Genomic DNA, 10,053 nt, shown 5'->3' with positions numbered 1-10,053 from the left:
GAGTTACGCGTGTAATCTGCGAGTTCATGACGGATTCCGACACTCGTCGGTTCTCTGTGATCCATGGCGGCTCGTCTCCGTCGCGAAATGTTGACGCCGACCTGCTGGCCGATCACGACCGCGCCGATGTCGTGGCTCTGCACCGGGTGCGGTTTCGCGGCAGCGGTGGGGATGACGAGGAGTATCGGTTCTTCGTCGACACGGTCGCGGAGTACCAGTGGGCGCGTGACGCCGCGGGACTGGCACGCAGAACGCTGGATCACTCGGTGAGTCCGCTCATCGAGGTATGCGACTTTTCGGTGTGGTGGCGTGGCACCTGACACCACAACAGTCGGACCGCTACTTCGCGGGTCCGGGGAAGGGCTCGCCGAGCACGGTGCGCTCGAAGGTCAGCCGGATCGATGGATACTTCGTGTTCCTCGAACAGCGCTACGCGGGCGAGATCGGCCACCGATTCGGCGTGTTGGTGGAGTCACCGGTGGACGAGTTCAATCGGCCGGTGCATCGAGGCGACTTCGGCCTGCGTATCCCGCCGTCTCAGGGCGGGCACGCTCACCGTCCCCCGCACACGCAACCGAACGCACACCCTCTACCTCAACGACGTCACTCGCGTGCTGATGCGCCGCTGGCTCTCTCATCGGCAGGACAAATGGCCGACCAGCCCCCATCCGCATCTGCTCATCTCGATGTACGGCGCCCACGCTCCGAACACCCGCCCCTGGCGCAGCGCACCATCACCCTCATCTTCCGCGGACTGGACCTGCAGGCGCACCGCGTTCGCAGTGACCGCATTCTGTACGAGGCATCCGTCACCGAAGATCCCGTCCTCCTGATGCGGGTTTTCGGAATCAGCACTGTGACCGCGATGCGCTACCTACACGCCGCGCATCCACACCGCTCTCAGCCACCCCACTGAACTTCGGAACCGATTCTGGCTGCGACATCTCATGAGTGATCCGGGCACAAGAGATCGGGCGTGACCGTCCATCCGGCTGCGGTGAGCCATCGTTGCACCGGTTTGGTCAGGTCGCCGCTCTTCGCTTTCTCGGCGAGAGTTCCGGCGAGGATGGGTCCGTCGCTGCAGATGCTGCAGGCGATGTCGAATGTTGGTTGTCCGGGTTCGCAATGCCGGCAGTGGTGGCGGCTGGTGACCGTTCCGTGGTGGTCGGGGTCGGGGTGGAGCCAGCCACCGCGAGCTCGGCACGTTGGTGTGCTGCCTCAGCGCGTGTGGTGGGCTCGTGACCGCAGGTTGGGCACGTCCGGGACGTGGGTGCCGCTGGATCCGCGACCAAGGCGATGTCTTGCGTGGCCGGTGCGATGCCCACCCTTCGCTTGTTCAGATGCCCATAGACCGTGGTGCGCGGCACTTTCAGCATGTCGGCGATCTGCGCGACGGTGTGATCGCCTGCGTCGTATAGCCGTTGAGCGAGTTCGATCTGGTCCGGGCTGAGCTTCGAGGGCCGGCCGCCCTTCCGGCCGCGGGCCGGGCAGCGGCGAGGCCGTCGCGGGTGTTGGCCACGATCAGCTCGCGCTGGAACTCGGCCAGGACCGACAGCATGCCGAACATCGCGCGCCCCTCGGCAGTCGCGGAGTCGATGCCCTGCTCGAGCACCTTCAGGCCGATGCCCCGCTCGCGCAGTTCGGCGCCGAGCGTGATCAGGTGCAGCATCGACCGTCCGAGGCGGTCGAGCCGGGTGATCACCAGGACGTCGTCCTCGCGAAGCCGCCCCAGCACCAGATCGAGTTGGGGCCGTGACGCTTTGGCACCGCCCGCGTGGTCGACGTGGGTGTTCTCGGCGGCCACCCCGGCGCGGCGCAATGCGTCGACCTGATGGTCGGGGTTCTGGTCTGTGCTGGAGACCCGTGCGTAGCCGATCAGCATGTGTCGAAAATATCTCACCAAGGGGTTTTTCGACATAGTTTCTCGACACGGGCTGTCGACGCCTTTTCAGGCAATTTCCGCATTTCGGAGCGGTTGTCGAATAACCAACAATTCTCGACAGGAATGCACCGAGCACCCATCGGACACCCAGGCCGCCGGAGGGCTGGCAGCGGCCGACGGGGCGGCCACGAATGAACGCTTCGATCCACTAGATGATTTATATAGACCGCCTGACGGTTTATGTGCTAGCTTCGTGTTATCGGAACATGACCTGGATCACTCCCCACCCCAGCCGGTGGGGGTCCGTCACAGACATGACTTGTCGGGCTGTTTTTACGGAGGAGCACCATGCACTCGACCATCGATCAATCGTCGCTCTCGTCGTCGTCCTTCGAGGCGCCGGTTCTGGTTCGCATGGAGGGCGTGAACAAGTACTTCGGCACCCACCACGTGCTGACGGACGTCGACCTCGACATCACCACCGGCGAGGTGCTGGTGGTGATCGGCCCGTCCGGGTCGGGAAAGTCGACCCTGTGTCGCACCATCAACCGCCTCGAGCCGATCAGCTCGGGCCGGATCCTGCTCGACGGCGTCGAACTGCCCCAGGAAGGCAAGCACCTCGCGCGGCTACGTGCCGAGGTCGGAATGGTGTTCCAGTCGTTCAACCTGTTCTCGCACATGACGATCCTGCAGAACGTCATGCTCGGGCCGACCAAGGTTCTCGGCGTTCCGAAGAAGGAGGCCGAGGCCACCGCCCGCAGGCTCCTCGACCGGGTCGGGGTGGGAAATCAGGCGGAGAAGATGCCGGCCCAGCTTTCCGGCGGACAGCAGCAGCGCGCGGCGATCGCGCGCGCCCTGGCGATGAAGCCGAAGGTGCTGCTCTTCGACGAGCCGACGTCCGCCCTGGACCCGGAGATGGTCAACGAGGTCCTCGAGGTGATGAAGGAACTCGCCGAGACCGGTATGACGATGGTCGTGGTCACCCACGAGATGGCCTTCGCGAAGTCGGCAGCAAATCGGGTGATCTTCATGGACGCCGGACGCATTGTCGAAGAGGCCGATCCGCACGAGTTCTTCGCCAATCCCCAGACCGAGCGCGCCAAGGACTTCCTGTCGAAGGTCCTGCACTGACCGCCGCACCGTCGACACGAAAAAGGTTGTCTGTCATGAGGTTTTCCCGTAAGGCGATCGTGCCGCTGGTGGCCGTGGTCGCCATCGCCGGCATCGCCCTGTTCGGTACCCGCTCGACCGTGACCACGGGCATCACCCCGGCGGTTGCTCAGTCCCCGCAGTTCGCACCCGGCACGACGATGGACAAGATCGCTCGTGAGGGGGTGTTGCGGGTGGGAACCCGGTTCGATCATCCCGGGCTGTCGGCGCGCAACCTGCGCGGCGAGCAGGAGGGATACGAGATCGATCTGGTCCGGTACATCGCCGGCAAACTCGGTGTCCCCGCCGACCGGATCGAGTGGACCGAGGCAAACTCCGCCAGCCGCGAGCAACTACTGCAGCAGGACAAGGTCGACGTCGTCGTCGCGACGCTGTCGATCAACGACAAGCGACGTCAGGTGATCAGCTTCGGCGGCCCCTACCTCGACATCAACAACGACCTGGTGACGGTGAAGGGCAATCCGAAGAACATCACCGATCCCCAGACCCCGAACGGGGTGACGGTGTGCTCGACCCTCGGTGGGGCGGTGTCGGCGTCGCTGCGCAAGAACTTCCCACAGACGAACCTGATCGAGTTCGACGTCTCCTCCAAGTGCATCGATGCCCTCAAGAACGGGTCGGTCGACGCGCTCGCCACACAGGGGCCTATCGGCGCCGGGTACGTCAGTAAGGATCAGAAGGACATCGAGCTGATCAACAAGCCCTTCGCGGTCGAGTCGTGGGGGGTGGGCATTGCCAAGGGCGATGTCGCGTTCTGCGAGTTCCTCAACAGCGCGATCACCGATTACTACAGCGACGGCTCCGCTGAGGAAGCCTGGGCCGACAGTCTCGGCCGTTACACCAAGCAGCAACCGGTCATGCCGGAACTGCAGCCCTGCACCTAGATCTCTCGTCTCACTTCCGAGGACATCCCATGCACACCGTAGTCGACCATTTCGGCGCCCTGATGGAGGGTTTCGCGGTCACGCTCGCGCTGATCGGCGTCTCCACCGTCCTGGCGCTGATCGGCGGAACGATCCTCGCGTCGTTCCGTGTCTCCCCGATTCCACTCCTGCAATCGATCGGGTCGGGATACGTCGAGACGTTCCGTAACGTCCCCACCGCCGTCATCTACTTCATGACCCTGTTCGCGTTCCCCCAACTCGGCATCAAGATCCCGTTCTTCTGGGCGGCCGTCGCCGCCCTGGCGATCTACTACTCCGCCTTCTTCTGCGAGGCCGTCCGCTCGGGCATCAACGCGATCCCGGTCGGGCAGTTCGAAGCAGGACGCTCCATCGGACTCACCTTCGGCGGCTCCTTGCGCTACATCGTGCTCCCGCAGGCGTTCCGCAGTGTCGTGCCCCCGCTGATCAACGTCTTCATCGCACTGACCAAGAGTTCGGCGATCGCCAGCGCGTTCGGTGTCGCGGAACTGCTCACCCGCGCCGAAGGCGTGATCGCCGAGGAGAGCCAGGCGGTGCTGTGGATCCTCGCGGCCACCAGCCTCCTGTACCTGGTGATCACCATCCCCGCCGGGACCATCGCCAACATCGTCGAGAAGAAAGTTGCGGTGGCGCGATGACAACGACAGCAACCAAACCGGCAGCTACCAAACCCACGATCGCCATGTACGACGTACTCGGACCGCAAGGTCAACGGAAAGTCCGCAACGCCACCTGGGTCGGTGCCGCCGTGGTCGCGATCATCGTGGCCCTGGGGCTCTACCAGCTCGGCTCCCACGGTCAGCTCAGTCCCGATCTGTGGTCGGTGCTGCTCGACCGGGACCTGATGCGCAGCGTCTTGAAGGGTCTGCTCGCCACGATTCAGTGCGCGATCGTCTCCATCGTGCTCTCGGTGGTGTTCGGCATGATCCTCGCGGCAATGCGGATGTCGGACAGCAGACTCCTGCGGGGCGTTGTGCGGGTATGGGTGGAGATCTTCCGCGGTCTGCCGCTGCTGGTGCTGATCTTCTTCATCTTCCTCGGCGCACCCCAATTCGGGGTCATCGTCCCGACGTTCTGGGCATTGGCCCTCGGCATCTCGCTCTACAACAGCGCCGTGATGAGCGAGATCTTCCGCGCCGGCATCGCGTCGTTGCCCCGCGGGCAGGCCGAAGCGGCGGCCGCGATCGGCATGCGCAAGACCCAGATCTTCCGCATCATCCTGCTGCCGCAGGGCATCCGGATCATGCTGCCCGCCCTGATCAGCCAGGTCGTGACGATCGTGAAGGAAACCTCCCTCGGCTTCGTCATCGGCTACACCGAACTGCTGCGCAGCGGCCGGGTCGCAGTGGAATACCTCGGCGGACAGTATGCCATCCCGGTCTATGTCTTGATCGCGATCATCTACCTGCTGATGAACGTCGGGCTGTCGAAGCTGGCGCGCCGAATCGACGCCCGCTCGTGAGGTAGGAGAAGCCCTTTCCCTCGGCCGATATTTCCGGGTGGAGAGCGCGATCAGTGCCGGTATCTCGACCGCCCGTACCCCGGTCGAGATACCGGCATTTTCTATGCGGAGCCGACGGGGGATGAGCGCAGTACCGGCATCACCTGCCGTGACGCGAATGCGCAGAAGCGACGCATCGAGGCTCGCGCTGGCCGTTGGCGACTCTCGGGGGGCCGGGCGCCGTGCCCGGACGGGTTCAGTCCAAACCGGGCAGGCCGATGGCCGAAATCTCCTCTGCCGCGGCCCGCGTGCATTCGATGTAGTGGGGTGTCCGGTCCTCGGTGAACCGGCCGGTGGGACCGCCCAGCGTCAACGCGGCCACGACCGTGTCGTGGGAGTCGATGAGCGGGAAGGACAGCCCCGACGAGCCGAGCTCGCGCTCACCGTGGACGAGCTGATATCCGCGTTCGCGCCCGGCCTCGACCGTCTCACGCAACTGGTCGGCGAAGTCGGGGCCGTGCGGGGAGTCCGCGGCCACCTCGTCGATCAGTTCGGGGGCGGCCAGCAGCAAAATCTTGCCGGCGGCGCCGGCCCACAGCGGGTACGGCACTCCGAGCGGGATGACGCTTCGCACGGTCGCGGTGCTCTCGCACTGGGCGACCACCACCCGGGACAGGCCCTGCCGGATGTACAGGTTCACCGTCTCGCCGGTGTCCGCGCTGAGCTGGCGCATGATGTCGACGACCTCTTCCGGCGGCGCCCAGGTCTTGCCCGCCAGACGCACCCAGCGCAGCATCTCCGGGCCGAGGCTGTAGGACCCGTCCGTGCGGCTGGTCAGGACGCTGCGCGCACACATCGTCGCCACCAGGCGGACGACGGTCGTTTTCGGCAGTTTCGTCCCCTCGACGAGTTCCTTGAGGCTGCGGGAGGGGTGCGCTGCGTCGAACAGTTCGAGCAGGTCGATCACCCGGGTGACGCTGCGGACACCCGCGTCGGCGACGGCCGGCTTCTCTGCTGAATCCGTAGGTACTGCAGTCACCCTCTGGTCCTCCCTGCTCAGCAACTCTTCCGATGCACCACTCTACGGTTCGGAGAAACCGATCACCACGGATACGGGCGAATCAACGACCGGGCTAAACCATCAGGCGGTGTACGTAGACCGCTAGATGGTTTGAGTGGTAGGGTTAGACACGTCACATAACGACACCTTTTGTTTGGTGGGATTCGCCCACGGAAAGGATCTTCCGATGAAGCTGCTCGACGGAATCCGAGTCTTGGATCTCACCAACGTCCTTGCCGGCCCTTACGCGAGCTACCAGCTCTCACTGATGGGTGCCGACGTCATCAAGGTCGAAGTACCCGGCAGCGGCGACCTGGCTCGACAGCTCGGTGCCGACACCGCGCTGTCGAGCCAGAAGCTCGGCGCCTCGTTCGTGGCCCAGAACGCCGGTAAGCGCTCGATCACGGTCAACCTCAAGAGGGCGGCCGGCCGGAACGTGTTCGACCGGTTGATCGCCGGCGCCGACGTCCTCGTCGAGAACTTCCGCCCGGGCGTGCTCGCCCGGCTCGGCTACTCCTGGGACGAACTGCACGCGATGAACCCGCGGCTGGTGTACTGCGCGATCTCCGGTTTCGGGCAGACCGGGCCGATGCGCGAACGCCCCGCCTACGACCAGATCATCCAGGGCCTGTCCGGGATGAGCGCGGTCACCGGCACACCCGACACCGCACCGTTGCGCGTCGGTTTCCCCGTGTGCGACACCCTCGGCGGGATGACCGCCGCCATGGCCATCAACGGCGCTCTCGCGTCCCGCGCCCGGACCGGCGAGGGCGTCTACCTCGACGTGTCGATGCTCGAAAGCTCACTGACCGCACTGGGCTGGGTGGTCTCGGACTACCTCATCGCCGGCCGGCAACCCAGCGCGAACGGCAACGAGAACCCCACCGGCGCACCGTCGGCGACGTTCCAGACCGGATCCGGCGCCCTCAACATCGCGGCCAACAAACAGGAACAGTTCGAGATCCTGTGCAAGCTGATCGGCCGCGAAAACCTCATCGACGACCCCCGGTTCGCCCTGCGCGACGACCGCAAGAACCGTCGCCCGGAACTGCGCGTCGAGATCGAGTCCGCCCTCGCCGCCAAGTCCGCCCGCGAGTGGGAGCCCCTTCTCAACGAGGCAGGGGTGCCCGCGGGACTGGTCCTCGACGTCACCGCTTCCCTCGACCTCGACCAGATCACCGAGCGTGAACTGGTCCACCAGGTCGACCTGCCCGACCGCACGGTCAGCGTCCTCGGCACCGGCTTCCACGTCAACGGCCGCCCCCTCGCCCCGGCGTCGGCGCCCCCGACGCTGAGCGAACACACCGACGAACTGCTCACCGATCTCGGCTTCACCGCCGACGAGATCACCGACCTGCACACGGAAGGCGCGGTATGACCACCACCGAACGCCGCCCGGTCCCCGGCGCGGATCAGACCACCATCGACGACGTCACCGGCTGGTGGCGCACCGATATCAGCGACATCTCACCCGGCGTCATCCGCTACCGCGGCTACGCCATCGAGGACCTGATCCCGACCACCTCCTACGCCGGCATGGTCTGGCTGATGATCCGCGGGCAGCGCCCCACCCCCTGGCAGGAACGACTCCTCGACGCCGCCCTGGTCGCTGCCGTCGACCACGGACCGCAGGCACCCTCGATCGCGGCCTCCCGCATGGCCGCCACCTGCGGGGTCGGCCTCAACAACGTGATGGCCACCGGCGTCGGAATGCTCGGCGACGTCCACGGCGGCGCAGGGGAGCAATGCATGAGTGTGCTCGCCGACATCGTCGAGCAGGCCACCGACCCCACCGATCTGCGCCCCGTCGCCGACCGCATCGTGGCCGACTACCGTTCCGCCAAAAGGTACGTGCCCGGGTTCGGGCACCGATTCCACCCCCGCGATCCGCGCCGCGACCCGCTGCTCTCGCTGGTCGCCGCGGCCCGCGACGAAAGCGCGGTGTCCGGCCAGTACCTGCACGCCGCCCTCGCCCTCGAGCAGTCCCTCGCCGCCGGACGGACCCGACCGGTCCCGATGAACATCGACGGCGCCACCGCCGTGGTGTACGCCGAACTCGGCTTCCCGCCGCCCCTCGGCCGCGGACTGTTCGTCCTGTCCCGCTCGGTCGGCATCCTCGCCCACGGCTGGGAACAGACCCAGCAGGGCGGCCGCAACAAGGGACCGATTCCCCGCACATTACTGCCCACCTACACCGGCCACCCCGCCCGCGCCGTCGAGGACACCACCCATGCCGATCGATAACCCCACCACCGGCATACCGGCCGCGCCGACGCGCTCGACCTGGGGACAGTTCCAGACCACGCCCGACCGGGGAATGGCCAACTACGCCGGCCCCGACCACGTTCGCGACGCCGCCACCCTGATCCAGCGAGGAACTGTCTTCGGCCTCGACTACCCCCTCGACGCGTTCGTGCCCTCGCTGGCGACGCTGCGCAGCGCCCCCGAACATCACGTGGTCTCCCGGCACCGCGACCACCGCGACGACTACCTGGACGGATTCTGGCCGCAGGCCGCCAGCCACCTCGACGGGTTGCGGCACCGCCGCCACGCCGAGCACGGCTTCTACAACGGCACCCCCGACGATGCGATCGTCGCCGGCAATCCGGCCCTCGGCATCAACCACTGGTCCCAGCACCCGATCGCCGGCCGAGGAGTCCTCATCGACATCGGCCGCCACCGCACCCACCTCGGAAAACCGATCGATCATGCCGGCGGCGAAGCCCTCGACATCTGCGAACTCGACGACACCTTGGCCGCCCAGGACGTGCAACTGCGCACCGGTGATCTGCTGCTGATCCGCACCGGCTGGGCACAGTGGTTCCTCGACGAGGCCACCGCCGACCAGCGCGCACGGATCCACACCAGCAAGACCTGCACCGGCCTCGCGCAGTCGCAGGCCGCGATCGACTGGTTCGCCGACCATCAGGTCGCCCTCGCCGCCTCGGACACCTTCGCGCTCGAACGCCTGCCCGCAGTAGCTGATTCACCGTTCGGCGGCGACACCGACCACGGCATGATGCACCAGGAACTCATCGCCCTGCTCGGTCTGCCCATCGGCGAGCTGTGGAAACTCGACGAACTCGGCGAGGACTGCGCCCTCGACGGCCGTTACGAATGCCTGCTGACCGTCAAACCCCTCAACCTCACCGGTGGCGTCGGCTCACCCGCCAACGCCACCGCCATCAAGTGACCACCGGGTACCGTGCCGCGGCGCTGTCAACCGAGGACGGATGGACCGAGGTGATCGACGACGGTTTCATCACCCTGGTCGGCCCCTTCTACACCCGCTCCGACCGCGGAGGCACCGAGGTGGCGGTCGTGTGCCCGGACAAGCACCGCAACCGGCGAGGGATCGTCCAGGGCGGGCTGGTGATGACGTACGCCGCTCCCATCCACGTCGGCGACGTCCTGCGCGCCCGCCCCCACACCGCACCCGGGACCCGGTCGCTGCTGTTCATGCGAACCGACCTCACCGTGGAGGACACCCTGGTCGCGACCGCCACCGGGGTATTCAAACCCCTACGGACCGCACCCCTCGTCGAGGAGTGAGATTCGGCACGACCCTGAGCCCGCA

The 10,053-nt window shown here is 66.2% G+C and carries 13 protein-coding genes; 10 read left to right on the top strand and 3 right to left on the bottom strand.

All coding sequences use genetic code 11. The annotated features are described in order from the left end of the window. Positions 1 to 26 precede the first annotated feature (26 nt). Positions 27 to 320, top strand: a complete 294-nt coding sequence (locus OYT95_RS06835; protein ID WP_268791041.1) for a hypothetical protein — start codon at positions 27 to 29, stop codon at positions 318 to 320. Continuing rightward, complete coding sequence (locus OYT95_RS06830; RefSeq protein ID WP_268791040.1) at positions 287 to 916, top strand: hypothetical protein; 630 nt, start codon at positions 287 to 289, stop codon at positions 914 to 916. Before OYT95_RS06835 ends, OYT95_RS06830 begins: the two co-directional genes overlap by 34 nt. 106 nt (positions 917 to 1,022) lie before the next feature. Here the strand turns inward: OYT95_RS06830 and OYT95_RS06825 are convergent, their stop codons facing one another. Both OYT95_RS06825 and OYT95_RS06820 read right to left on the bottom strand, forming a co-directional pair. Next, positions 1,023 to 1,436, bottom strand: coding sequence for a helix-turn-helix domain-containing protein (locus tag OYT95_RS06825; protein ID WP_268792209.1), 414 nt, complete (start codon positions 1,434 to 1,436; stop codon positions 1,023 to 1,025). Beyond that, a complete protein-coding gene (locus OYT95_RS06820; protein ID WP_268791039.1) occupies positions 1,370 to 1,882 on the bottom strand; it encodes a recombinase family protein in 513 nt (170 codons plus the stop codon). Before OYT95_RS06820 ends, OYT95_RS06825 begins: the two co-directional genes overlap by 67 nt. 414 nt (positions 1,883 to 2,296) lie before the next feature. Here OYT95_RS06820 and OYT95_RS06815 point away from each other — a divergent pair, with 414 nt between their 5' ends. The 4 genes from OYT95_RS06815 to OYT95_RS06800 are packed head-to-tail and all read left to right on the top strand — an operon-like array spanning position 2,297 to position 5,437. Further along, the gene (locus tag OYT95_RS06815; protein ID WP_281272526.1) at positions 2,297 to 3,013 is read left to right on the top strand and encodes an amino acid ABC transporter ATP-binding protein; all 717 of its coding nucleotides are present in this window, start codon (positions 2,297 to 2,299) and stop codon (positions 3,011 to 3,013) included. A 35-nt stretch (positions 3,014 to 3,048) separates the two neighbouring features. Then, complete coding sequence (locus OYT95_RS06810) at positions 3,049 to 3,936, top strand: glutamate ABC transporter substrate-binding protein (protein WP_112302117.1); 888 nt, start codon at positions 3,049 to 3,051, stop codon at positions 3,934 to 3,936. A gap of 29 nt (positions 3,937 to 3,965) precedes the next feature. Then, positions 3,966 to 4,613, top strand: coding sequence for an amino acid ABC transporter permease (locus tag OYT95_RS06805; protein ID WP_213576648.1), 648 nt, complete (start codon positions 3,966 to 3,968; stop codon positions 4,611 to 4,613). Further along, the gene (locus tag OYT95_RS06800; protein WP_268791038.1) at positions 4,610 to 5,437 is read left to right on the top strand and encodes an amino acid ABC transporter permease; all 828 of its coding nucleotides are present in this window, start codon (positions 4,610 to 4,612) and stop codon (positions 5,435 to 5,437) included. The genes OYT95_RS06805 and OYT95_RS06800 overlap by 4 nt, the downstream gene beginning before the upstream one ends. A 235-nt stretch (positions 5,438 to 5,672) precedes the next feature. Here OYT95_RS06800 and OYT95_RS06795 read toward each other — a convergent pair whose 3' ends face one another. After that, positions 5,673 to 6,455 (bottom strand): IclR family transcriptional regulator, encoded by a 783-nt coding sequence (locus OYT95_RS06795; protein ID WP_268791037.1) that lies wholly within the window; start codon positions 6,453 to 6,455, stop codon positions 5,673 to 5,675. Positions 6,456 to 6,663: 208 nt separating this feature from the next. Between OYT95_RS06795 and OYT95_RS06790 the strand changes: the two genes are divergently transcribed. From OYT95_RS06790 to OYT95_RS06775, 4 genes are read left to right on the top strand one after another with little or no spacing between them, the layout of a single operon-like run. Further along, complete coding sequence (locus OYT95_RS06790) at positions 6,664 to 7,854, top strand: CaiB/BaiF CoA transferase family protein (RefSeq protein ID WP_268791036.1); 1,191 nt, start codon at positions 6,664 to 6,666, stop codon at positions 7,852 to 7,854. Continuing rightward, positions 7,851 to 8,720 (top strand): citryl-CoA lyase, encoded by an 870-nt coding sequence (locus tag OYT95_RS06785; protein WP_268791035.1) that lies wholly within the window; start codon positions 7,851 to 7,853, stop codon positions 8,718 to 8,720. The genes OYT95_RS06790 and OYT95_RS06785 overlap by 4 nt, the downstream gene beginning before the upstream one ends. After that, positions 8,707 to 9,669: a cyclase family protein gene (locus OYT95_RS06780; protein ID WP_112302122.1), complete on the top strand. Its 963-nt coding sequence runs from the start codon at positions 8,707 to 8,709 to the stop codon at positions 9,667 to 9,669. The genes OYT95_RS06785 and OYT95_RS06780 overlap by 14 nt, the downstream gene beginning before the upstream one ends. Further along, positions 9,666 to 10,028, top strand: a complete 363-nt coding sequence (locus OYT95_RS06775; protein WP_268791034.1) for a PaaI family thioesterase — start codon at positions 9,666 to 9,668, stop codon at positions 10,026 to 10,028. Before OYT95_RS06780 ends, OYT95_RS06775 begins: the two co-directional genes overlap by 4 nt. Positions 10,029 to 10,053: the final 25 nt, after the last annotated feature.

The sequence above is a fragment of the Rhodococcus sp. JS3073 genome (genome assembly GCF_026810085.1).
In the GTDB taxonomy this organism is placed as follows: domain Bacteria; phylum Actinomycetota; class Actinomycetes; order Mycobacteriales; family Mycobacteriaceae; genus Rhodococcus_F; species Rhodococcus_F wratislaviensis.
Note: the sequence above shows the minus strand (reverse complement) of the source record. Positions and strands in the feature narration are given on the sequence as shown.